Annotated in this window: 19 protein-coding genes; 15 read left to right on the forward strand and 4 right to left on the reverse strand. The window is 73.9% G+C overall.

Annotated features, from left to right (window positions below):
- Positions 1–233 precede the first annotated feature (233 nt).
- The 4 genes from AC0B61_RS03105 (at position 234) to AC0B61_RS03120 (ending at position 5143) form a co-directional block, all read left to right on the forward strand.
- Entirely contained in the window at positions 234–650 is a 417-nt protein-coding gene (locus tag AC0B61_RS03105) for a hypothetical protein (protein WP_471738880.1), read from the forward strand.
- A 281-nt stretch (positions 651–931) separates the two neighbouring features.
- Positions 932–1546: a bacterial proteasome activator family protein gene (locus tag AC0B61_RS03110; protein ID WP_471738881.1), complete on the forward strand. Its 615-nt coding sequence runs from the start codon at positions 932–934 to the stop codon at positions 1544–1546.
- Between the two features lie 291 nt (positions 1547–1837).
- A complete protein-coding gene (locus AC0B61_RS03115; RefSeq protein ID WP_471738882.1) occupies positions 1838–3283 on the forward strand; it encodes a protein kinase domain-containing protein in 1446 nt (481 codons plus the stop codon).
- A gap of 123 nt (positions 3284–3406) precedes the next feature.
- Entirely contained in the window at positions 3407–5143 is a 1737-nt protein-coding gene (locus AC0B61_RS03120) for a protein kinase domain-containing protein (RefSeq protein WP_471738883.1), read from the forward strand.
- 61 nt (positions 5144–5204) lie between these two features.
- Here AC0B61_RS03120 and AC0B61_RS03125 read toward each other — a convergent pair whose 3' ends face one another.
- Both AC0B61_RS03125 and AC0B61_RS03130 read right to left on the reverse strand, forming a co-directional pair.
- Positions 5205–6305, reverse strand: a complete 1101-nt coding sequence (locus AC0B61_RS03125; protein ID WP_471738884.1) for a phosphotransferase — start codon at positions 6303–6305, stop codon at positions 5205–5207.
- 65 nt (positions 6306–6370) lie between these two features.
- Positions 6371–7030, reverse strand: a complete 660-nt coding sequence (locus AC0B61_RS03130) for a response regulator (RefSeq protein WP_471738885.1) — start codon at positions 7028–7030, stop codon at positions 6371–6373.
- A gap of 425 nt (positions 7031–7455) precedes the next feature.
- On the opposite strand from AC0B61_RS03130, the gene pdhA reads away from it, so the two are divergent.
- From pdhA to AC0B61_RS03160, 6 genes are all read left to right on the forward strand, one after another.
- Positions 7456–8610 (forward strand): pyruvate dehydrogenase (acetyl-transferring) E1 component subunit alpha, encoded by a 1155-nt coding sequence (gene pdhA, locus AC0B61_RS03135; protein ID WP_471738886.1) that lies wholly within the window; start codon positions 7456–7458, stop codon positions 8608–8610.
- A complete protein-coding gene (locus AC0B61_RS03140; RefSeq protein ID WP_471738887.1) occupies positions 8610–9584 on the forward strand; it encodes an alpha-ketoacid dehydrogenase subunit beta in 975 nt (324 codons plus the stop codon). The genes pdhA and AC0B61_RS03140 overlap by 1 nt, the downstream gene beginning before the upstream one ends.
- Before the next feature lie 15 nt (positions 9585–9599).
- Positions 9600–11081, forward strand: coding sequence for a dihydrolipoamide acetyltransferase family protein (locus AC0B61_RS03145; protein WP_471738888.1), 1482 nt, complete (start codon positions 9600–9602; stop codon positions 11079–11081).
- 140 nt (positions 11082–11221) lie between these two features.
- Positions 11222–12445 (forward strand): benzoate/H(+) symporter BenE family transporter, encoded by a 1224-nt coding sequence (locus AC0B61_RS03150; RefSeq protein WP_471738889.1) that lies wholly within the window; start codon positions 11222–11224, stop codon positions 12443–12445.
- Positions 12446–12675: 230 nt separating this feature from the next.
- Positions 12676–13854, forward strand: a complete 1179-nt coding sequence (locus tag AC0B61_RS03155) for a M64 family metallopeptidase (RefSeq protein WP_471738890.1) — start codon at positions 12676–12678, stop codon at positions 13852–13854.
- A 153-nt stretch (positions 13855–14007) separates the two neighbouring features.
- Positions 14008–15375, forward strand: coding sequence for an MFS transporter (locus AC0B61_RS03160; protein ID WP_471738891.1), 1368 nt, complete (start codon positions 14008–14010; stop codon positions 15373–15375).
- A 204-nt stretch (positions 15376–15579) separates the two neighbouring features.
- On the opposite strand, the gene AC0B61_RS03165 is transcribed toward AC0B61_RS03160, so the two are convergent.
- Positions 15580–16401 carry a maleylpyruvate isomerase family mycothiol-dependent enzyme gene (locus AC0B61_RS03165; RefSeq protein ID WP_471738892.1) on the reverse strand — a complete coding sequence of 274 codons (822 nt, stop codon included), beginning with the start codon at positions 16399–16401 and terminating at the stop codon, positions 15580–15582.
- A gap of 173 nt (positions 16402–16574) precedes the next feature.
- Between AC0B61_RS03165 and AC0B61_RS03170 the strand changes: the two genes are divergently transcribed.
- The 3 genes from AC0B61_RS03170 to AC0B61_RS03180 all read left to right on the forward strand — a co-directional run bounded on the left by AC0B61_RS03170 (position 16575) and on the right by AC0B61_RS03180 (position 19347).
- Positions 16575–17372 (forward strand): carbon-nitrogen family hydrolase, encoded by a 798-nt coding sequence (locus AC0B61_RS03170; RefSeq protein WP_471738893.1) that lies wholly within the window; start codon positions 16575–16577, stop codon positions 17370–17372.
- Between the two features lie 160 nt (positions 17373–17532).
- Positions 17533–18582 carry a GntR family transcriptional regulator gene (locus AC0B61_RS03175; RefSeq protein WP_471738894.1) on the forward strand — a complete coding sequence of 350 codons (1050 nt, stop codon included), beginning with the start codon at positions 17533–17535 and terminating at the stop codon, positions 18580–18582.
- 117 nt (positions 18583–18699) lie between these two features.
- On the forward strand, positions 18700–19347 hold the full coding sequence (locus tag AC0B61_RS03180) for a hypothetical protein (RefSeq protein WP_471738895.1): 648 nt from the start codon (positions 18700–18702) through the stop codon (positions 19345–19347).
- 100 nt (positions 19348–19447) lie between these two features.
- On the opposite strand, the gene AC0B61_RS03185 is transcribed toward AC0B61_RS03180, so the two are convergent.
- The gene (locus tag AC0B61_RS03185; RefSeq protein WP_471738896.1) at positions 19448–20233 is read right to left on the reverse strand and encodes an SLATT domain-containing protein; all 786 of its coding nucleotides are present in this window, start codon (positions 20231–20233) and stop codon (positions 19448–19450) included.
- A 369-nt stretch (positions 20234–20602) separates the two neighbouring features.
- Between AC0B61_RS03185 and purD the strand changes: the two genes are divergently transcribed.
- The gene (gene purD, locus AC0B61_RS03190) at positions 20603–21850 is read left to right on the forward strand and encodes a phosphoribosylamine--glycine ligase (protein WP_471738897.1); all 1248 of its coding nucleotides are present in this window, start codon (positions 20603–20605) and stop codon (positions 21848–21850) included.
- A 524-nt stretch (positions 21851–22374) separates the two neighbouring features.
- Positions 22375–23958: a hypothetical protein gene (locus tag AC0B61_RS03195; protein ID WP_471738898.1), complete on the forward strand. Its 1584-nt coding sequence runs from the start codon at positions 22375–22377 to the stop codon at positions 23956–23958.
- Positions 23959–24100 lie beyond the last annotated feature (142 nt).

Below are 24100 nucleotides of genomic sequence, written 5' to 3' on the forward strand. Positions count from 1 at the left end.
TGGGGCTCGCGCTCCCGCTGGCCGCCGCGACGGCGGCGACGGCGATGCCGGGGCCTCCGGCGAGGGTGTCCCCTTCCCCCGCGCTGTCCCCGTCGCCGGCGTTACCGTCTCCGTCCTCGTCGGCGGTGACCGGGGCGGAGGCCGGTTCCGGTGCCGAGCCGACGGCTTCGGCCTCCTCGACCCCGCACCCGCCCGCGGCCGCGCCGCCGCAGCGCCCGGCCCACCGTCCGCACGTGGGCGGCGACGTTCCGCGCGCGTTCCGGCACCGCCCGGCGTCGCTGCCGGAGCGCCCCGACGCCAGCGTGGAGCAGGCGCCCGACCAGGCACCCGACCAAGTACCGGACCAGGCACCCGACCAGGTACCGGACCAGGCGCCGGACCAGGTACCGGACCAGGCGCCGGACCAGGGCGTCGCGGCCGCCCGGCCGGAAGGCGATCCGGAGACCCCGGATCCGGCGGCCCCCGGCGACGCCGTCGCCCCGGACACCGTCACGGCGGCCTCCGGCCTGCCCGTCGCGGCCGGCGCCGTCCCCCTGGTCCTCCCCGCCCGCTGGCAGGACGCCTCCACGACCCAGCTGCCGCTGGGCGCCGGTCTGGGGCTGATCGGCTGCGGGCTGGGGCTGGTGGGCCTGCGGCTGCGCAAGGGCTGAGACGAGGACCGCCGCCAGGCCTGGCAGCGCGTTGTCGGGCCTCGTCCCTCGGCTCTCGGTCTGCGGCCCCCGGTTGCGCGTCGGCCGGGGGCCGCGGGCGGCCGAGGGCGGGGATGGGGAGGTCCGGTGCGGGTCACGGGGTCGTTCCGGGTGGGCGATCTGAGTACCCGTACGGATTCCCGCGCGGCGCCCGGCGGCGTACCGTCGTCACGGGTGGCGCAGGACGGCGGGACGCACGGGGGCTTCCGCCCGACCAACCCCAGTGAGAGAGAATGTTGTTCATGACGAATCCGATGAACGAGCGCTCGTCGCAGGAGCCCTACCAGGCCGCCGGCGGGCAGTCGCAGGACGGCCAGAAGGTGCTGATCGTCGGACCGGACGGACTGCCCGTGGGCCAGGGGTTCGCCGGCCCGATGGGGGACACGGACGACGAGGGCGACGTACCGCGTGAGCTCCCGGTGACCGAGATGGTCGAGCAGCCCGCCAAGGTCATGCGCATCGGCAGCATGATCAAGCAGTTGTTGGAGGAGGTCCGGGCGGCGCCCCTCGACGAGGCGAGCCGGGCCCGGTTGAAGGACATCCACGCGAGTTCGATCAAGGAGCTCGAACTCGGTCTGGCCCCGGAGCTGGTCGCCGAGCTGGAGCGGCTGTCGCTGCCGTTCACCGAGGACACCATCCCGACCGAGGCCGAGCTGCGGATCGCCCAGGCCCAGCTGGTCGGCTGGCTGGAGGGTCTTTTCCACGGCATCCAGACCGCGCTGTTCGCCCAGCAGATGGCGGCGCGGGCCCAGCTGGAGCAGATGCGCCGGGCACTGCCGCCCGGCCTGCACGGCGGGGACCACGACGAGGACGAGCCGGGCCAGAGCCGGGGCATCCGCTCCGGTCCGTACCTGTAGCCGGCACCCGCCGGCCGGGGCGTGCGGTCCGCCGGACCGGACGTACCGCGACCATCCGCCCCGGGCCGCCCGCCGGGCCGCCCACCGGGATCCGGCGCCTGCGGCCCGGGGCCAGGACCGGCCCTGAACCGATCACCGTCGGCGCGAGCCGATACCCTGACCCCTGTCGCAGGCCGGTCGAGCCGCCGCGACAGGGGTCCGCCAGGCCAGCGGGCCGGGCCCACCACGCACGGACGACACCGAACGTCACGGCTGCGGCAGCACGGCCGCGCCGAGGGGGAGCAGAGGACCATGAGCGAGCACGGCAACGCGGCGGTCGAGGGCTTCTCCCTGGGCAACGGCCGCTATGTGCTGCAGCGGCTGCTGGGCGAGGGTGGCATGGCATCCGTGCACCTCGCCTACGACAGCGTGCTGGACCGGCAGGTGGCGCTGAAGAGCATGCACAGCGAGCTGGGCCGGGACGACTCGTTCAAGGAGCGGTTCCGCCGCGAGGCCCAGGCGGTGGCCCGACTGGAGCACCCGAACATCGTCACGGTGTACGACAGCGGCGAGGACATCGCCCCGGACGGCTCCAGCACGCCGTACATCGTCATGCAGCTGATCGACGGCAAGGGCCTGCGCGAGGCGATCAACGAGGCGATCGGCCAGTACGGCGCGATGCCGGCCGAGGACGCCCTGCGGGTCATCGTCGGCGTGCTGAACGCGCTGGAGGCCTCGCACGACATGGGCCTGGTGCACCGCGACATCAAGCCCGGCAACGTCATGTTCGACCGCAAGGGCAACGTCAAGGTCATGGACTTCGGCATCGCCCGGGCGCTGGAATCCGGCGTCACGTCGATGACGCAGACCGGCATGGTGGTCGGCACCCCGCAGTACCTCTCGCCCGAGCAGGCGCTCGGCAAGCCGGTGGACGCCCGCTCCGACCTCTACTCGGTCGGCGTGATGCTCTTCGAGATGATCACCGGCCAGCTGGTCTTCGACGGCGACTCGGCGTTCTCGATCGCCTACAAGCACGTCCAGGAGGAGCCGCCGGCGCCCTCCGCCCTCAACCGCTCGGTCACCCCCGAGGTGGACGCCTACGTCGCCCAGGCGCTGCGCAAGGACCCGGCGCACCGGTTCCAGAGCGCGGCGGCGATGCGGGACGAGGCGGAGCGGCTGATCGAGGCGGCCAAGGGCGGCGGCAGCGGGCACAAGCTCCAGGCCAGCACCCCGCTGGTGATCAACGAGGGCCCGCGCTCGGTGCACGCCGCCCCGCCGGCGCCGCAGACCCCGCAGCCCCCGTACGTCCAGCAGGGCGGGCAGCCGCAGTACCGGACGCCGCCGCCGGCCTACCCGACGCCGGGTCCGCAGGCCCCGCACACGCCGCACCCCTTCCCGCAGCAGCAGCCGCAGTACCAGACCCCGCCGCCCGCCTTCCAGCCCCCGCGCCCGCAGGCCCCGCACACGCCGCACCCGCAGTACCTCCGGCCGGGGGGGCCGCAGCAGGCGCACACTCCGCCGCCGCAGCCGATGCCGCCGTACCAGCAGCCGAAGGCGTCCGGTGGCGGCGGCTGCTCGACGGCCGTGGTCGTGGTCGGGATCATCGTCGGCGTGCTCGTGCTGGCCGGCATCATCATCGCGATCGTGGTCAACAAGGCGAACGAGAAGACCAAGGGCAAGATCGGTCACGCCGGCAGCGAGCGTCCCGCCAACGTGCTGGTCCTCGACCTCCCGGCCGACCGGAGCGGCCTGCTCTGACGCGTTCCGGCCGGTTCGGGCGTACCACGGGCGTACCACGGGTGCGCCCCGGAGGCGGTAGCGTTCGGGGATACGTAAGCGACAGGGCACCGCGATCCGAGCGAACGCCCGGGGCGAGGAGCGATGGCACAGACGCAGCAGCCGGACGACGACGCGGGTGCCCGAGCGGCCGGAAGGACCGGCGGGACGCCGAGGATCCCGGAGCCCGGCAGTGAGGCCGCGACCTCGGCGCTGCCGCCGTTCCTCGGGGCCGGTGGCCCGCAGACCCCGGGCCGCGGCACCGTCGCGCCCCTGGGCACCGTCGGCGACGGCCGCTACCGGCTGACCCACCGCCTCGGACGCGGTGGCATGGCCGAGGTGCTCGCGGCCGAGGACGTGCGGCTCGGCCGCACCGTCGCGGTCAAGCTGCTGCGCGGGGAACTGGCCCAGGACGAGATCGCCCGGCTGCGGTTCACCCGCGAGGCGCACGCCGTCGCGGCCCTCAACCACCACTCGATCGTCTCGGTCTACGACACCGGCGAGGAGTACGTCGGGGACGAGTCCACGCCGTACATCGTGATGGAGCTGGTCGAGGGCCGGACCGTCCGCGAGCTGTTGGCGGACGAGGAGGCGCCGCCGGTCGACCAGGCGCTGATCATCATCGCCGGGGTGCTGGAGGCGCTCGCCTACAGCCACCGGCACGGCATCGTCCACCGTGACATCAAGCCCGCCAACGTGATCATCACGACCACCGGCGCGGTCAAGGTGATGGACTTCGGCATCGCCCGGGCGCTGACCGGCGGGGCCACCACGATGACCCAGACCGGCATGGTCATGGGCACCCCGCAGTACCTGTCGCCCGAGCAGGCCCTCGGCAAGCCGGTCGACCACCGCTCCGACCTGTACGCGGCCGGCTGCATGCTGTACGAACTGCTCACGCTGCGCCCGCCGTTCATCGGCGACACCCCGCTCTCGGTGGTCTACCAGCACGTCCAGGACCCGCCGATGCCGCCCTCGCAGGCCAACGGCCGGGTGCCGGTCGGCCTCGACGCGCTGGTGCTGCGCTCGCTCGCCAAGAACCCGGACGACCGCTTCCAGGACGCCGACGAGTTCCGCGCTCACCTGCAGCACGCGCTGCGCGAGATGCACGGCGCGACCGGGGCGGCCTGGGCCGGTGCGGCCGGCCTCCCGGGCGACACCGGCGCGACCCAGGTGCTCCGACCGGACCAGGCGGCGGCCACCGCCGCCTTCGGCGCGGTCCGCCCGGGCGACCAGACCTCCGTGCTGCCCTACCAGACCGGCGGCCCGCACACCCCCGCCGCCGGCTACCCGGCGGCCGGCGGACCGTACGGCGGTGGTGGCGAGGGCCACGGCGGGGACGGGGACGACCACGGCCGGCGGCGCGGGCCGTGGGGCTGGGTGGCCGGCGGGATCGCGGTGCTGGTCGCGGCCGGTGCCGGGATCGCCTTCGCGCTCAGCGGCAGCGGTGGCGGCGGCACGGACCACGTCGTGCCCCCGACTCCGGCCCCGGTGGTCAGCACGACCGAGACGACGCCGCCGGCCCAGACCGGCCTGCCCAGCCCGCCGGCGACGGTGCCCGGCAGCAGGAAGCCGCAGCAGCCGACCGACACCGGCAACAACGGGAACAACACCTGGAACAACGGCAACAACACGTCGCCGTCGCCGACTTCGGGCAAGCACACGCCGACCCCGACGCCGACCTCGTCGACGTCCCCGACCCACACGCCGTCGGCCACCGCGCCGGCGACCGCGACCGGTGGGCCGACGCAGCAGCCCTCGCAGACGCCGGGTGGTGGCGGCATCACGCCCACCAACCCGCTGCCGCCGACCTCGAAGCCGGCGGCGCCGCCGACCCCCTGACGCGGTCGGCGGGCGGCGGCTGGCGCTCAGCGGCTGGCGGTCGGTGGCCGGTGGCAGGTGGTCAGTTGGTGAAGGCGTCCAGGACCTGCTCGTACTCCTGGCACCACCACGCCAACTGGCCCGCCGAGGCGGGGAAGAGCGGGTCGGCCCGGTGGTCGCCCCGCTGGTAGCGCCACTGCAGCATCCAGAAGTCGTTCAGCCGCTCCCACCAGACCCGGTGGGCGGCGGCGGCCAGGTGCTCGGCGGTGCCGGCGCCGCAGGCCCGGTAGGCCTGCGAGTAGCGGCGCACCCGGACCAGGTCGAGGACGCCGGACACCCGGTCGTTGAAGAGCAGGGTGGCGGCGCGGACGGCCTCCTCGGCGCGCGGCTGCGGGCCGAGCTTGTCCCAGTCCAGGACGGCCGCGACCCGGCCGCCCGCCGGGCCCGGCCCGTACAGCAGGTTGAGGCCGTGGAAGTCGCCGTGGGTCCAGCCGGTGGGCGGGGCGGCCTGCGGGGCGGGGCGGCGGTGGGCGTGTTCGGCGAGCAGTTCCAGCCGTTCCGTGAGCCGTTGCTCGACCAGCGCGTCGAGTTCGCTGTACGGGCGGTGGCTCCGGGCGCTGCTCCGCAGGTCACGGGCGAGTGCGGCGCTGTCGGCGGGGTCGGCGCTGTGGTAGCCGGCGGGCTGCTCGAAGGGGGCGCAGACGTCGTCGAGCGCGCCGTGCAGGCGGCCGAGCAGCGTGCCGAGCGCGTCGCACTGCGCCGGGTGTAGCTCGGTGCCGTGCCGGTGCCGGCCATCGGTCCAGGGGAACAGCGCGAACATCCGGCCGCCCCAGGAGGCCACCGTGCCGGCGCGTTCGGCGCAGGCCAGCGGGGGTGCGACCGGCAGTCCGAGGGTGTTCAGCGCGGCCATCGCGCGGTGATGGGCGAGGATCTTGGGACGGCTGGCGGTGGCGGCGTCGACGTAGCACTTCAGGAAGTACCGGCCGGCCTCGGTGGTGACCTGGTACCCCCGGTTCAGCAGGCCTTCGGCGACCGGTTCGGCGGTCAGCAGGCCCCCCACCCGGTAGCGGGCCAGGACCTCGGCGAGCGCGCCCAGGGGGACGGGTGGACTGAGCGTCCCCATCGGTGGTGCGGAGAGGTCGGGGCGGGCCGGGGCGCAGGCGAGGGTCTGGCTGAAAGTCACAGCCAGAGGGTATGGCTACCTGGCAGGGGGCCTTGACAAACCGTCAGGTCTGTGCAGTCAACGGGTCAGTACTGGTGGTCGGCCTGGTGCCGCGCCACGAAGGCGGCCGCTTGGGTGCGCCGCTCCATGCCCATCTTCGCGAGCAGACTGGAGACGTAGTTCTTCACCGTCTTCTCGGCCAGGTGCAGCTCGTTGCCGATCTGACGGTTGGTCATCCCCTCGCCGATCAGGTCGAGGATCCGCCGTTCCTGCTTGGTGAGTTGAGCCAGCCGCTCGTCCTCCTTCTCGCCGCCGTCGCGCAGCCGGGCGAGCACCCGGCTGGTGGCGACCGGGTCGAGCAGGGAGCGGCCGGCCGCGACGTCCCGGACGGCGGTGATCAGGTCGGTGCCGCGGATCGCCTTCAGGACGTAGCCGGAGGCGCCCGCCATGATCGAGTCGAACAGCGCCTCGTCGTCCGAGAACGAGGTCAGCATCAGGCACTTGACCTCCGGCAGCCGGGACCGGATCTCGCGGCAGACCTCGACGCCGTTGCCGTCCGGCAGCCGGACGTCGAGCACCGCCACGTCCGGGTGGACCGCCGGGATCCGGGTGAGCGCCTCGGCGGCCGTGCCGGCCTCGCCGACCACCTCGATGTCGTCCTCGACCGACAGCAGGTCGTGCACACCCCGCCGGACGACCTCGTGATCATCGAGCAGGAATACCCTGATTCGTCCGTTATCAGTCACGACCAAAGCCTCCCATAACACCGTAGGAAAGACCTATCGCTCGCATCGCCGTAAAGGCGTGATCCGGCCAGAGCCCGCCTAAACCGATACCGAGAACCCCCTTACGTACGGGCGTCCGCCCGGATAACGTGCGCTGGTGTCCTGAAGGCGCTCGAATTGAGAGCTGCGTCACGTCGCCCGTCACCCCCACCCTCCGACGGCGAGCCGAACGCGGCACCCTCGGGGTTGTAGGCCCTGAACAAGTAGGACGTCCTAGCGCAAGCGCGCCAAGGGCGGACGCTGGGTAACGTTCTCGTGAGGGACGCCGTCGGAACAGGATCACCACCTGCCCCGCAGTAGGTGCGCACACCCACGCGCGCCCCGCGAGGCGGTGACCGGACCGGTCACCGGCGACCCCGGGCGGCCGGACAGACCGAGGAGTGAACGTGACCGTCAAAAGCACGGCGAGGGCCCGCAAGAAGGCGGCCCCCGCTGTCCCTGACACCCTCCGCGCCACGGGTACGGACGCCCAGCCGGAACTCGTCCAACTGCTCACGCCGGAAGGCGAGCGGGTCGAGCACCCGGACTACCCCCTCACCACCACTCCCGAGGAGCTGCGCTCCCTCTACCGCGACCTGGTGCTGGTGCGCCGGTTCGACGGCGAGGCCACCGCGCTGCAGCGCCAGGGCGAGCTGGGCCTGTGGGCCTCGCTGCTCGGCCAGGAAGCCGCCCAGGTCGGCTCCGGCCGCGCCATGCGCACCGGCGACTACGCCTTCCCCACCTACCGCGAGCACGGCGTGGCCTGGTGCCGCGACGTCGACCCGCTCAACCTGCTCGGCATGTTCCGCGGCGTGAACCACGGCGGTTGGGATCCGAACGAGAAGAACTTCCACCTGTACACCATCGTGATCGGCGCGCAGACCCTGCACGCCACCGGCTACGCGATGGGCATCAGCAAGGACGGCGCCGACGACGCGGTCATCGCGTACTTCGGTGACGGCGCCTCCAGCCAGGGCGACGTCAACGAGGCCTTCACCTTCGCCTCGGTCTACAACGCGCCGGTCGTGTTCTTCTGCCAGAACAACCAGTGGGCGATCTCCGAGCCCACCACCACCCAGACCAAGATCCCGCTGTACCGCCGCGCCTCCGGCTTCGGCTTCCCCGGCGTACGGGTCGACGGCAACGACGTGCTGGCCTGCCTCGCGGTCACCCGCTGGGCGCTCGACCACGCCCGCAACGGCAACGGGCCGGTGCTGATCGAGGCGTTCACCTACCGGATGGGCGCCCACACCACCTCCGACGACCCCACCCGCTACCGGCACACCGAGGAGACCGAGGCCTGGAAGGCCAAGGACCCGATCACCCGGCTCCGCGCCCACCTGGAGAAGGAGGGCCTGGCCGACGACGAGTTCTTCGCCGCCGTCGAGGCCGAGAGCGAGCAGCTGGGGCTGCGGGTGCGCGAGGGCGTGCGCGGCATGCCGGACCCGGACCCGACCCTGATCTTCGACCACGTGTACAGCGAGCCGCACACACTGGTCGATGAGGAACGGGCCGAGTACGTCGCGTACGCGGCCTCCTTCGAGACGGGGGAGAACCACTGATGGCCGGGCAGCTGAGCATCGCCAAGGCGCTGAACGGGGCGCTGCGCAAGTCGCTGGAGAACGACCCGAAGACCCTCCTGATGGGCGAGGACATCGGCAAGCTCGGTGGCGTCTTCCGGATCACCGACGGCCTGCAGAAGGACTTCGGCGAGGACCGGGTGATCGACTCCCCGCTGGCCGAGTCCGGCATCGTCGGCACCGCGATCGGCCTCGCGCTGCGCGGCTACCGCCCGGTGGTGGAGATCCAGTTCGACGGCTTCGTCTACCCCGCCTTCGACCAGATCGTCTCCCAGCTGGCGAAGATGCACGCCCGCGCGCTCGGCCACGTGAAGATGCCGGTCACCATCCGCATCCCGTACGCGGGCGGCATCGGCGCGGTCGAGCACCACAGCGAGTCGCACGAGGCGTACTTCGCGCACACCGCCGGTCTGCGCGTGGTCAGCCCGTCCAGCGCGCACGACGCGCACTGGATGCTGCGGCAGGCGATCGAGTCGGACGACCCGGTCATCTTCCTGGAGCCCAAGCGCCGTTACTGGGACAAGGGCGAGGTCGGCGACGCCGCCGACCTGGGCCTGTACGACGCCCGGATCGTCCGGCCCGGCACCGACCTGACGCTGATCGCGTACGGCCCGATGGTCAAGGTCTGCCAGGAGGCCGCCGCGGCCGCCGAGGAGGACGGCCGCCGGCTGGAGGTCATCGACCTGCGCTCGCTCTCCCCGGTGGACTTCGCCACCCTGGAGGACTCGGTCAAGCGCACCGGGCGGGCCGTCGTGGTGCACGAGGCCCCGGTCTTCCTGGGCATGGGCGCCGAACTGGCCGCCCGGCTCACCGAGAAGTGCTTCTACCACCTGGAGGCGCCGGTCCTTCGGGTCGGCGGCTACCACGCGCCGTACCCGCCGTCGCGGGTCGAGGAAGCATTCCTGCCTGACCTGGACCGCGTGCTCGATGCCGTCGACCGCGCGCTCGCGTACTGATCTCCGGGAGCGAAGATGACCACCGAAGTTCGCTCGCTCCGCGAGTTCAAGATGCCCGATGTGGGCGAGGGCCTCACCGAGGCCGAGATCCTCAGCTGGTACGTCAAGCCCGGTGACACCGTCACCGACGGGCAGGTCGTCTGCGAGGTGGAGACCGCCAAGGCGGCGGTGGAGCTGCCCATCCCGTTCAACGGGGTGGTCGAGCAGCTGCACTTCCCCGAGGGCGCGACGGTCGACGTCGGCACCGTGATCATCTCCGTCGCGGTCGCCGGGGAGGCGGGGGCCGCGGCTCCGGCCGCCCCCGTCGCCGCGCCGGTTCCGGCCCCGGCGGCCTCGGCCGCCGTTCCGGCTCCGGCCGCGGCTCCGGCGGAGGAACCCGAGCCGGAGCGCCGCGCGGTGCTGGTCGGTTACGGCCCGCGCACCGGCGGCACCCAGCGCCGGGCACGGCGGACGACCACCACCACGGTCGCCGCGACCAAGCCGGCTCCGGCCGCCCCTGCGGCGCCGGTGGCTCACGCGCCGGCGGCTCCCGGGCCGGTGGCCGAAGTGCCTGCCGGGGAGCGGCCGTTGGCCAAGCCGCCGGTGCGCAAGCTGGCCAAGGACCTCGGCGTCGACCTGCGCGCGGTGACCCCGACCGGCCGGGACGGTGTGATCACCCGCGAGGACGTGCACGGGTACGCCGCCGCCCTGGCCGCCCCGGCGGTCGAGGCCGCTCCGGCAGTCGCGGCCACTCCGGCCGTCCCGGTTGTCGAGACCGCCGCGGCCGTCGCGGCCCCGGTGCCCGTCTCCACCTCGGGCGACATCCGGGTGCCGATCAAGGGCGTCCGGAAGGCGACCGCGCAGGCGATGGTGGCCTCCGCCTTCACCGCCCCGCACGTCACCGAGTTCGTGCAGGTCGACGTGACCCGCACGATGAAGTTCGTCCGCCGGCTCAAGGAGAGTGGCGAGCTGGGCCAAGGCGTCCGGGTCAGCCCGCTGCTGATCGTCGCCAAGGCGCTGCTCACCGCGATCAAGCGCCACCCCGAGATCAACGCGCAGTGGGACGAGGCGGCCCAGGAGATCGTCGTCAAGGGCCAGGTGAACCTCGGCATCGCCGCGGCCACCCCGCGCGGCCTGATCGTCCCGAACATCAAGGACGCCGGGTCGAAGACCCTGACGGGGCTGGCCACTTCGCTCGGCGAGCTGGTCGAGACCGCCCGTCAGGGCAAGACCTCGCCGGCCGACATGCAGGGCGGGACGGTCACCATCACCAACGTCGGCGTCTTCGGCGTCGACACCGGCACCCCGATCCTCAACCCGGGCGAGGCCGCCATCCTGGCCTTCGGGGCGATCCGGGAACTGCCGTGGGTGCACAAGGGCAAGGTGGTCCCGCGCCAGGTGACCACGTTGGCGCTGTCCTTCGACCACCGCCTGGTGGACGGGGAGTTGGGCTCCAAGGTGCTGGCCGACGTGGCCGGTCTGCTGGAGCGCCCGAAGCGCCTGATCACCTGGGGCTGACGGCCCGCAGGGCCTGAAGGTCCTGCAGGGCATGAAGGGCCTGAAGGACCTCGAAGGGGCCGTCCTCCGCACCACGGTGTGGAGGACGGCCCCTTCGGGGTTTTCCGGGAGTCCTCGGTGGGCTTCGGGATACTGCCGGGATGACGGATGAACTGACGATCGGACCGGGTCGGGTGCCGGTCGGTGACGAGGAGCGTCGGTCGCTGCGGCGGGACTCCTCGGGGCCGGCGCTGCTGGCCGGACTGGTGTGCGTAGCGGTGTCGTTCTCGGGACCGCTGGTGGTGGTGCTCGCGGCGGCGGCCGCCGGACGGCTGGACGCGGCGCACACCGCCTCCTGGATCTGGGCGGTGGCGGTCGGCAGCGGGGTCAGCGGCTTCGCGCTGAGCTGGTGGACCAGGACGCCGGTGATCACCGCCTGGTCCACGCCGGGGGCCGCGCTGCTGGTGACCAGCCTGGGCAACTATCCCTACCGGGACGCGGTCGGCGCCTTCCTGGTGAGCGCGGCGGTGGTGGCACTGTTCGGGGTGACCGGCTGGTTCGGCCGGCTGATCGCGGCGGTGCCGGTGGGGATCGTGAACGCGATGCTGGCGGGCATCCTGTTCTCCTTCGGTGCCGGGATCTTCGGCGCCGTGCACGGCGCGCCGGTGCTGGTGGTGGGCAGCTTCGCGGCCTTCCTGCTGGCCAAGCGCCTCGCGCCGCGGTACGCCGTACCGGTCGCGTTGGCGGCCGGCGGGGTGCTGGCCGCGCTCACCGTCGGACTGCCGCTGCACCTGGGCTCCGGCGGCCTGACCGCGCCGGTGCTGACGGTGCCGGCGTTCTCCTGGTCCGCCCTGGTGGGCCTGACGCTGCCGCTCACGATCGTCACGCTCGCCTCGCAGAACGCGCCGGGCCTCGGAGTGATGCGGGCCTTCGGCTACCGGGCGGACGACCGGCTGCTGATCGGCACGACCGGCGCGGTGTCGATGCTGATGGCCCCGTTCGGCTCGCCCGGGGTGAACCTGGCGGCGATCACCGCGGCGATCTGCTCCGGCCCGGAGGCCCACCCGGACCCGCGCCGCCGGTACGTCGCGGGGATGTCCTCGGGTGTGCTCTACGTGGTGGTGGGCAGCTTCGGCGGGGTGCTGGTGAGCCTGTTCACCGGGCTGCCGAAGGAACTGATCGCGGTGATCGCCGGGGTCGCGCTGCTCGCCTCGCTGCAGGGCAGCCTGGCGGCGGCGGTCGCGGAGGAGCGCGGACGGGACGCGGCGGTGGTGACCTTCCTGGCGAGCGCCTCGGGGATGAGCCTGTTCGGCATCGGCTCGGCCTTCTGGGGGCTGCTCTTCGGGTTGGGCACCCACCTCGTGCTGGGCTTCCGGAAGCGGTGAGGGGTTGGTGATTGAGGAAGTGGTTGGTATGACCCATATGACAGGGAGGGTGTGGATCGTTCGGCCAGGTCGGTGACATTTGCGTCCGCCGGTGGGGGCGACACGCCGGTCCGGGTACGTCTCCGCTCCACCACCCGGGCGACGCCGGGTGACCGGAACCCCGAGGACGCACCCGTATGCCGTCTGGCAACCCTGGCCGTCTCGTTCGGAGTCTGGCCGCGCTCGTGCTGGTGTCCACCGCCGTACTCCCCGCCGCCCTGGAACTGGCCGGCCCCTCGCCTTTCGGCGTGATCGGGCCGGGGGCCCCGGCCGACCGGGCGGTGCCGCCGCACACCGCGCTCCGCGCCGACCAGCGGACCCTCGTGGCCGCCCCCACCGTCGACATACGTCGCACCGGCGACCCGGCCAACCGGATCACCCTGGTCCTGCTCGGCGACGGCTACACGGCCGGCGAGCAGGACCAGTTCCGGCAGCAGGCCGACAAGGCCTGGCACGCGCTGATGGACATCGAGCCCTTCCGCACCTACCAGGGCTTCTTCAACATACGGCGGGTCGACGTGGTCTCCCCGGTCTCCGGGATAGCCGAGACCGAGAGCCGCGGCCGCAACCCGGCCACCCCGCTCGGCATGCACTTCTGGTGCGAGGGCACCGCCCGGCTGCTCTGCGCCGACGAAGCCGCCACCGCCCGCTACGCGGGGGACGGCGCCGGGCCGCAGTACCTGATCGCGCTGGCCAACTCCACGGAGTACGGCGGCGCCGGCGGCACCGGGGTGACCACCCTGGCGGGCGGCAGCCCCGACGCCGGGCGGATCATCCAGCACGAGATCGGCCACACCGTGGGCGACCTCGGCGACGAGTACGACAGCGCCCCGGACGACGCCGACTACCCGAACCTCTCCGCCCTCAACGCCGACGACATGCGCAAGAAGCAGACCAAGTGGTGGCGATGGCTGGGCGCCGAGTCCCCGGACGGCGCCGGGACCGTCGGGGCGTACCGCAGCGCCAACGGCCTCTACCGGCCCACCCAGGACTCGGTCATGCGCACCCTGGGCAGCGCGTACAACCTGCCCTCGCGCGAGGCGATCGTCAAGGAGCTGTACCGCAAGATCCGCCCGACCGACGCCCCGCTGCCCGCGCCCGGCGAGGTGGCCGGGCGGCCCCGGCTCGACGTCCGGCCGCTGCCGCTGACCGGCCCGCGGCAGCTGAAGGTGGAGTGGAAGGTGGACGGCGCCCCGGTGACGCCGCAGTCCGCCGACGGCACCTGGCTGGACACCGCGGCGCTCAACCTGGCCCCGGGCCGGACGGCCACCGTGACGGCGACCGTCCGGGACACCACCGACTGGGTGCGGGACGAGGCGTTCCGGGACCGCTGGATGACCCGGTCGGTGTCCTGGACGCTGACCGGCTGAGACCGGCTGAGACCGGCTGAGACCGGCTGAGACCGGCTGAGACCGGGGGAGCACACCGGCGGATCCGCAGGGCCGAGGGGGCGCGGGTTCGCGCCGGGACGACCGAACCCCACCTTGGGCCTCCCATCATGGGATGACTAATCTGGTCGCACTATGACCGTGGAGCCCGCCCGTTCAGCCGTGCCCCCGTCCGCTTCCGCTCCCCGACCCGCCGCCGGGCCCGTCCCCGCGTCCGTTCCGGCTCTCGGGCCCGCTCCCGTGGCCGCTCCGCCCGGTGGCCGCGCGGCCTGGCTGGCCTGGTCCGTCGGCGTCAGCGTCTACGTCCTGGCCGTCATCCACCGCACCAGCCTCGGGGTGGCCGGCCTGGACGCCGCCGACCGCTTCGGCATCGGCGCCTCGGCACTCTCCACCTTCTCCATCCTCCAGGTGCTGGTCTACGCGGCCATGCAGATACCGGTCGGCCTGCTGGTCGACCGCTTCGGGCCGCGCCGGGTGCTGCTGCTCGGCGTGGTGCTGCTGAGCGCCGGACAGCTGGCCTTCGCCTTCAGCTCCTCCTTCGCCCCCGCGCTGGCCTCCCGGGCGGTGCTCGGCTGCGGCGACGCGATGACCTTCATCAGCGTGCTGCGGATCGCCGCCCGCTGGTTCCCGGCCGCCCGGAACCCGTTCGTCGCCCAGCTGACCGGCCTCGCCGGGATGGGCGGCAACCTGGTCACCACCGTGGTGCTCGCCCAGGCGCTGCACAGCGAAGGCTGGACGCCCACCTTCACCGCGATCGCCCTGCTCGGCGTGGCGGTGTTCGCCCTGGTCGCGCTCTTCCTCAAGGAGTCGCCGGTACAGCAGGCCCCGGTCGTGCCGGTGGAGCACCGGCAACGGCCGAAGGTCGGCCGGCAGGTGCTCGCCTGCTGGCAGGAGCCCGGCACCCGGCTCGGGCTCTGGATCCACTTCACCACCCAGTTCCCCGGCAACGCCTTCGGCCTGCTCTGGGGCCTGCCCTACCTGGTCGAAGCCCAGGGCATGTCCAGGGCCGGGGCGGGCGGGCTGCTGACCCTGCTGGTGCTCAGCAACATGAGCTTCGGGTTCCTGTTCGGCCGACTGCTCTCCCGAACCGCCCGGGCCCGGATGTCGATCGTGCTCACCGTCGTCGCGGCCACCGCGCTCGGCTGGGCGCTGGTCCTGGCCTGGCCCGGCGGCCACCCGCCGATGTGGCTGCTGGTCGGGATCATCCTGGTGATGGGCAGCAACGGCCCCGCCTCGCTGGTCGGCCTGGACTACGCGCGCTCCCACAACCCGGCGGAACGGCTCGGCACCGCCTCCGGGATCGTCAACATGGGCGGGTTCATCGGCACGATGATCACCCTGTTCGGCATCGGCGTCCTGCTCGACGCACTCTCCCCGGACGGTGCCGGAGCGTACTCGGCCACCGCCTTCCGCTGGGCGTTCTGCTGGCAGTACCTCCCGCTGGCGGTGGGAACGGTGATGATCCTGCGGCTGCGGCGGAGGGTTATGGCCTCGGAGTCGTAGGGTTCCTGACCTGCGAAGACACGCTAACCCTCACTAGAAGTGAGGGTTGGCGACGGCATCAGCGGCCGTACTCCCGCAGGAACGCCGCCATCTGCGGCGGCGTCCCGAAAAGCCGGGCCGTTCAGGTTTGGGTTACCGCGACCCGGCGTGCGGTCGTTCGTGCACGCCGGGTCGCGGGCGCCGGGGATCAGGTGGCGCCGGGGATCAGATGGTGACCGAGAAGTTGGCCAGTACCCGCTCGGCCAGTTCCTTGTCGCCCTCGACGGCCACCGGGCCGGGCCGGCCGCGGCCGCAGGCGAGTCGGAGGTAGGTCTCCCAGTCCATGGTGAGCTGGACGTCGGGGGCCAGGCTGATCGACTCGTCCACGGTGCAGTGGCCGGCGGCGTCCACCCGGACGGTGCGCAGGAACTCCACCGGCCCGGTGACGTCCAGCACCAGGGCCGTACCGGCCGGGGCGCCGGCCTTGTTGGCGACGGCCTTGGGCAGCAGCTCCAGCAGGAGGTCCCGGGTGATCAGGGCGCCCGGGGCGTCCAGGTTGCCGGGGGTGTCCAGGGCCCGGCGCAGGTCCTGCTCGTGCACCCAGACGTCGAAGGCCCGCATCCGCAGCAGCTCGTGGTACGGGACGTCCCGGGCGAGCGGGCCGGCGGGCCAGCGCACCGGCTCCTCGGGCGTCTGCTTGGCGTTCCGCAGCGCGCGGGTGCGGCGGATGATCGTGTACTCCAGCTCGCCGGTCATCTCCGGCGCGGTGTGGCAGCGGCGCTTGTCGACGGGCAGTTCGACGTAGCGGGCGAACTCGGTGTCCACGTGGCGAAGATCACGTGGCAGGGAGTGGATCGGGCGCGGGTCGCCGAGGAGTTCGGACTCGACCGCGATGACGTGCGAGACGACGTCCCGGACGGACCAGCCGGGGCACTCGGTGGCCCGGTTCCAGGAGCCTTCGGGCAGGGGGGCGACCAGCTCCGATATGGACTCGATGCTCTGGGTCCACGCCTCGGTGTAAGCCTGCACGGTCTGGTTGTCCGTCACGGGAATCTCCGGCCCTCCGTCAGCTTCCTTGCCGTCTGTGCCCCGCCGTCACGGCCGGTCGGGTTGGTCCGGCTTCCGGGCGCACACGCTAACCGCACGTTACGCTGCCGGGAGACAGCTGGGCAGCGCTTTCGGGTGACGATCGTAGGTCTCTTGCCGTGGACGGTGGTACTGTGCGCGCTTCATTGATCCAACTCGCGGTCTCCGACGCGGAGCCGCCCGCCGAGCGGCGGGCCAGGGCGGCGGCGCTGGTGCGGGCCCAGCAGGGCGCGGACCTGGTGGTGCTGCCGGAGCTGTGGCCGCTCGGCGGCTTCGCGTACGACCTGTGGTCGGACGGCGCGGAGACGCTGGACGGGCCCACCTCGGACACGATGGCCGCCGCCGCCCGGGCCGCCGGGGTGTGGCTGCACGCCGGTTCGATCGTCGAACGGGATCCGGACGGTCCGATCTACAACACCTCGTTGCTGTTCTCGCCGGACGGCGAGCTGGTGCACACCTACCGCAAGATCCACCGCTTCGGCTTCGACAGCGGCGAGGCGGTGGTGATGGGCGCCGGCCAGGAGATCGTCACCGCGCCCACCGACTTCGCCACGCTGGGCCTCGCGACCTGCTACGACCTGCGCTTCCCGGAGCTGTTCCGGGCGCTGCTGGACGCCGGGGCACAGCTGCTGGTGGTTCCCGCCGCCTGGCCGGCCAGGCGGCGGGAGCACTGGACGCTGCTGGCCCGGGCGCGGGCGGTGGAGGAGCAGGCGTTCGTGCTGGCCTGCAACACCGCCGGGACGCACGCCGGGGTGGAGCAGGCCGGGCACAGCGTCGTGGTGGACCCGTGGGGCCGGGTGCTGGCCGAGGCGGGTGCGGAGGAGCAGGTGCTGACCGTCGAGTTCGATCCGGCCGAGGTGGCCAAGGCGCGCGAGGAATTCCCGGTGCTGCGGGACCGCCTGCTGGGGATCCCGGCGCCGGTCCAGCGCTGACCCGGCGGGGCGTGCGGCGAGGCGCCCGGTCAGGCGTGCGGCGCTTCGGGAGGGTTGGTTCGTACCTGGCGCGGGCGGGTTTGAGAAGATGAGCACTCGTCGTGTTCCCGCCGGTCCGTCGAGGGCCGGCCCGGTCGGCCCGCCCGAGGAGGTCGCGCCCATGCCTGGCGACGGTGCAGGCGACACCCCCCGCCCCGTCATCCACCGCAACAGCCTGCGCGAACAGATCGCCGGCGCGCTGCGCGAGGAGATGATGGCCGGCCGGCTGGCGGCCGGCCGCAACTTCACCGTCAAGGAGATCGCCGAGCTGTACGGCGTCTCCGCGACCCCGGCCCGCGAGGCCCTGGTCGACCTCGGTGCGCAGGGGCTGCTGCGCACCGAGCACCACCGCGGCTTCACGGTGCCCGAGCTGTGCTGGGACGACTTCCTGGAGATCTTCGAGTCCCGGGTGCTGCTCACCGACAGCTTCCACCGGCAGTTCTCCACCGGGCGGGCCCTGCCCGACCTCAGCCGGCTGCCCTCGCTGCACCGCCGGGCCGATGCGGCCGTCCGCGCCGCCCGGGCCGGGAACCTGGACGTGATGGTGGGCTGCGACCGCCGGTTCTGGCAGGAGGTAGCCGGGCTGCTCGGCAACCGCCGGGTCGCCGACTACCTGGACTGGCTGCGGGTGCAGTCCTGGATGTTCGCCGCCCCCTACCTGCGGGAGCTGCCCAGCCTGGCCGGGGTCTGCTGGGACCGCCACCTGGACCTGGTCGGGGCGATCGAGGCGCGCGACCTGGCCGGCGCGTACCGGATCATCTGCGAGTACGACCTGTACACCGCCCGGCTGCTGGCCGGGCTGGCCGGGCAGCCGCTGGAGTCGGTGGCCGTGCTGGGCCTGCTCACCGAGACCACCGGGGCGGAGCGGCCGCCCGTCCCGGTCGAGCCGCCGGCCCCGGAGCCCGCGCCCGAGCAGCTGCCCGAGCAGCTGCCCGAGCCCGCGTCCCAGTACCTGTCGGAGTCCGCCCCCGGGCCCGGAGCGGCCCGCGGTGAGCGCGCCCGGCGGGGCGACGAGGTCGGCCGGGAGCTCGGCCGTGAGCTGGGCCTGGGCCTCGGGCTGGTGCCGCAGCGCCGCTCGCTGTCGTACGGGAGGTTCGGCCGACGGCTGCCCGAACCGCCCCCCGAGGCTCCACGGGGACGGCCCGACCCGCACGCCGCCCCGGGCCGGTAGGGTGGGCGGGCGTCGAACCGGGCGCCCGCTGAACGGGCCGCCCGGGTACCGACCCCGCCCCCGTCGTCGCCCCGCCCCGGCGGGCGATCCCCGCCGCCCGGAGAGGAACTGCCGGCCATGGCCTGCGACCTCTGGCTCGTCCCGCTGGTGGACGTGCTGAGCCACAGCCCCGACAACCCCTTCCGGGACGATCTAGCCCTCTACAACGCGGTGTTGGCCTCGTACGGGCTGCCCGAGGTGCCGGTCTACGAGTACGTCCCGGGCATCAGCGGCGCGGTCGAGCCGATAGCCGCCTTCGACTACGACTCGCTGCACTTCCTGCGTCGCGCCTACCTGCTGGGCCTCACCGGCCTGGACATCACCCCGGTCGACGCGCTCGGCGGCGACTACGAGCAGCTGCTGGAGATGTTCGAGAGCAGCGCCGAACAGTCGCACCTGGTCTGGCACTTCGACCACGCGGGCGCGTACGTGCCGATCGAGTTCCAGGTGCCGCTGGTGGACGACACGCTGCTCGCCTCCGGCGGCCCGCTCGGCTCCAGCCACGGGCTGCTGCGCGAACTGCAGGCCGTGGCACCGTCGCTGGGCATCGACCCGCTCAACCCGCCGGACCCGACCAGGCCGCTCGGCCCGACCGGCCTGGAGCAGCCCTTCGGGCCGCCGATCGACGACGTGCACCCGTTCGCCCGGGAGCGGCACGCCTGGTCGGGCCTGTACGCGGCGGCGGTCCGGAGCGTCACCCAGGGCTCGATGATCGTCTTCGCCTGAGCTCGGACGGGGCCCGGGCCTGAGCCCGGGGCCGCCGGGCGGCCAGGTTCACCGGGCCGCCGGGTTCACCGGCGGGCCAGGGTTCACCACCGGGCCCGGATCACCGCAGCGGCCCCTCCGGCGGCCGCTGGCGCGGCATCGTGGGCCGGGTGCCCGGCGGCGGCAGCACCCGCACCTGGGCGCCCACGCCCGACTCGGAGCGCCCGCCCCAGCTCCCGGGGGCCTGGGTGGGCAGCTGGGTCATCGAGGCGCGGAACTCCAGCATCCACTCCGCGGTCTCGGTGCGGACCATGTCGGAGATGTCCTCGCAGAACCGGCGCAGCACGCCCAAGCAGCGCTCGGCGGCCTCGCCCGCGGTGCCCTCGGTCGGGCCGAGCACCTCGCGCACGCACTCCGACGCCCAGTCGAACTGGAAGGCCTCCAGGCGGCGTTGCAGGGCCTGGCCGGTCGAGACGTCCCGCATCCAGCCGGAGGTGAGGCCGAAGGCCCGGTCGGCGCCGTGGCAGGCGGCGGCGAGTGCCAGGCTGACGTAGCCCCAGCCGGTGCCGTGCGCGAAGCTACCGGTCAGGTCGACCAGCGGGGCGGTCACCCCGCCCACGGCGAAGCCGGCCGTGCCGAACCGCAGCAGGCGGGCCCAGCGGCGCTTCCAGATCCGGTCCCGGCGATACCACTCGATGGCCTCGACCGCCCGCTCCTCGGACCAGCGGTAGAGCTCCTCCAGCCGCTCGGCGGGCTCGCCCCAGTCCCCGAGGGGGAACTGGCGGGTGCTCAGGTCGGTGTGGTGGCGGGTGGCGTCCCGCCGGACCACGGCGGCGGCGGGAGGGTCCTCCTCGCCGACCTCCTTGCCCCAGGCACTCTCCTCGGGCTGCATTTCCGGCTGGCTCACCTGTGGGGCTCCCTGTGGCGGGCGGGGCGGCTGGGTCTGGCGGCGCATCGGCTGACGTGGAGTCTGCCGGTGTTCGTCCAACAGCACTTCTTACCGCCAAATGGCTGACCGTGGGGAAGCTTCCCGGTTGATCGTTACGGGTTTCGGCCATCGGAACCCGAGGTGAGCGGGTTGCGGGGGTCGGCGAGATTTCACCCGTCCGAGCGAGGGCCCGGGGGCCCGCGGTCGTGACCCGGGCACCCGGCGCCCTCCGTACACCCCCCGGACTTGGAGGATCCTCCGGCGTCGTCGGCGTACGGAGCTCTTCTCCTGGAGGATCCGACGGGACCGGAGAGCGGCCGGAACAGGCCACCGACTACGCTTCCAGGCGTGAAGGTCCTCGTCATCGGCGGCGGCGCCCGCGAACACGCCCTGTGCCGCTCCCTGTCCCAAGATCCCTCCGTGACCGAGTTGCACTGTGCCCCGGGCAATGCCGGGATCGCACAGGTGGCGACGGTCCACCCGGTCGACCAACTGGACGGCGCGCAGGTCACCGCGCTGGCCGAGCGGCTCGGCGCCCGTCTGGTCGTGGTCGGCCCGGAGGCCCCGCTGGTCGCCGGCGTCGCCGACGCCGTGCGCGCGGCCGGCATCCCGGTGTTCGGGCCGTCCGGCGCGGCCGCGCAGCTGGAGGGCTCGAAAGCCTTCGCCAAGGACGTGATGGCCGGCGCCGGCGTCCCCACCGCCCGCTCCTACGTCTGCACCACCGCCGCCGAGGCGGCCGAGGCGCTGGACGCCTTCGGCGCCCCGTACGTGGTCAAGGACGACGGGCTGGCGGCCGGCAAGGGCGTCGTGGTCACCTCCGACCGCGACGCCGCGCTGGCCCACGCCGCCTCCTGTGACCGGGTGGTCATCGAGGAGTACCTGGACGGCCCCGAGGTCTCGCTGTTCGCGATCACCGACGGCACCACCGTCGTCCCGCTGCAGCCCGCGCAGGACTTCAAGCGCGCGCTGGACGGCGACGAGGGCCCCAACACCGGCGGCATGGGGGCCTACTCCCCGCTGCCGTGGGCGCCCGCCGGGCTGGTCGAGGAGGTCCTGGAGACCGTCCTGCAGCCGACGGTGGACGAGCTGCGCCGCCGCGGCACCGAGTTCTCCGGCCTGCTGTACGCGGGCCTGGCGCTGACCTCGCGCGGCACCCGGGTGATCGAGTTCAACGCCCGCTTCGGCGACCCGGAGACCCAGGTCGTCCTGGCCCGGCTGCGCACCCCGCTGGCAGGCGTGCTGCTGGCCGCCGCCACCGGCACCCTGGACCAGCTGGAGCCGCTGCGCTGGGACGAGGGCGCGGCCGTCACCGTGGTCGTCGCCTCGGAGGGCTACCCGGCCGCGCCGCGCACCGGTGACCCGATCGAGGGCCTGGCCGAGGCCGAGGCGGACGGCACCGCGTTCGTGCTGCACGCCGGGACGAAGGTCGGCGAGGACGGGCAGGTGCTGAGCGCCGGCGGCCGGGTCCTGTCGGTCACCGCGACCGGCGCCGACCTGGCGCAGGCGCGCGGGCGCGCCTACGCCGCCGTGGACCGGATCAGCCTCAAGGGCGGTCTGCACCGCACCGACATCGCGCTGAAGGCGGCCACCGCGTAGGGCAGTTCACCGCCAGGAGGGCGTTGCGGGCCGTGGGGACCAACCCCCATGGGCGCAGCGCCCTCGGCGTTTCGGGGCTGGGGCGGCCCCGGTGCCGGACGTACCGTTCAGCCGACGGATTCCAGCCCATCGGGTGATAGCACCCGCATCCGGCTGACGTAACCGGGCGCTCGGCCTTATGGTGCGCTGGATCGCAGCGTGCGGGGCTTTCGCGCCGGGGCGCCGCCGGGTAGCGGCGCTGCCGCGGGGGGATGCTGGACGGCGTCCGGCCGATCGGTCGCCGGGGTGCTTCGCACCGCACCGGTCGCGGGCGTCCGGAATTCGGGCGGCGTCACCGGGACGAGTGGAAACCGGGGCGATCCGGAACGACCACCCGGACCCGGGCGTCGAAAATGGCAGTAGCGCCACGCAGCATGCACTACCGGGATCGGACTCCTCCGCTTCCCGGTCGGAACTGATCGTTTCGAGTCGGCTCAGGGCCCGTAGCCGGGCGCCCGAGGGCTCCGAAGGGGGTGCCGCACCGTATGGCTGCTGTCGACACCGCGCGCGCTCACGCCCAGGCGGTCCTGCGGGTCCGAGGCCTCGCCCGGGCCGCCGCCGTCCTGCCCGCCGCCGTGGCGGTGGTCCTGCTCGCGGGCCGGTTCACCGGCCGGATCGGCGCGCCCGGAGCCGCCGACGCGACCGGCTGGGACGCGGCCCGCTGGGCGGTCTGCGCGGCCGCCGCGCTGACCCTGCTGGTGGCCGGGCTGACGGCCCGCGCCCTGCGCCGGGCCGAGCCGCCCCGTACCCCCGCCGTCCCGCTGGACCGCGCCGAGGCCCCCGAGCTCTACCGGCTGATCGGTGAACTGGCCGAGCGGCTGGACGTCCCCGCGCCCTCCGCGATCGCCCTCACCCCGGACTGCGACAGCTGGCTGGAGGACGTCCCGCCGCCGCACCGGCCGCACCCGCTGCGACCGCAGGCAGCGGCGCCGGCCCCGGTGCTGGTGATCGGCTCGCCGTTCCTCTGGTGGATGCGGGCCGGTGAGCTGCGCGCCCTGCTCGCCCCCGTGGTGGCCGGCACCGCCGCCTCCGCCGACCCGGAGATCGCCGCCGCCCGCCGCTTCCTGCGCAGCCTGGACGCCTGTCTGGACTCCGGGCAGGGCACGGCCCCCGGCCTCGGCGGCGCCACCCTGGCCGCCCCGCCCCGGCCGTCCCGGCGCGGTCCGGGCGCGCTCGCCGACCGGGTCACCCGGCGGATCACCCGCCGGCTGCTCGGCGCCTGCCGCGGCCACTCCGCCGAGCTGGAGCGCTCGGTCGCGAGCTGGGCCTCCGAGCAGGCCAGGACGGTCGATTACGGGCTGCGGATCGCCGCCCAGGAGCAGGTCGGCCTCGCCTACGCCGGCTGGGACCGGCTGCTCACCCGGGTGGCGCTGCCCGCCTGGCGGCTCGGCCGCCACCCCGCCCACCTCAATGCCGGCGTGGTCGCCGCCCTCACCGAGCTGTCCCGCCGAGACCGGCTGGCCGACGGCTACGGCAGCCGGCTCGCCGACCGCCCCGCCTGCGACCTGCTGGAGGAGCCCGGCACCGTGGACAGGGCGGTCTCCCGGCTCGCCGCCGAGCTGTTCTTCGGCCGCCCGGCGGCCGGTGCCTGGCACGAGCTGGAGTGGACCGACTACCCGGCCGACGCGGTGGACGCCGGCTGGCGGGCGGGCGCCGCCGCCCTGCAGTCCGCCCTGGACCTGCTCGCCCCGCAGGCCCGCCCCGGCTCCCCGACCCTGACCCGGCTGCTGGTCCGGCTCGCCGAGGGCGACGGCGAGCAGCTGGCCGCCGCGCTCGCGGCCCAGCTCGCCCGCACCACCGCCCCGGCCCCGCTGCTCGAACCCGACCGCAGCGGCCGCGACCTTCTGGTCGACCACGTCACCGCGATGGTCTGCTGCGCGGCCGTCGACACCGCGGGCGGCGCCCCCGGCCTGGACTGGCTGGACGGCCCGGTGCTGCTGCTCCGCGGGGTCCGCCGGACCGACCTCGCCGGCCCGGTCGCCCAGGCCGTCGAGCTGGGCCAGGACGGCCCGCTGCGCGCCTGGCTGGACGCCGCCGACGTCCGCCTCGAGAAACCCGTCCGCCTGTGAAGCCTCCGAAGCCCCTGAAGCCTGATGCCCCTGCCGGCTCCCCGGTGCGCCTCCGGCGACTCCAGCGCCTCCGGCGCCCCTGACCGCACCGGGGCCTCTGGCGCCCCGGGAGGGCGCTCGGGACTTCCGCACGCGCCCCCGA

This window comes from Kitasatospora sp. NPDC023385 (genome assembly GCF_055664045.1).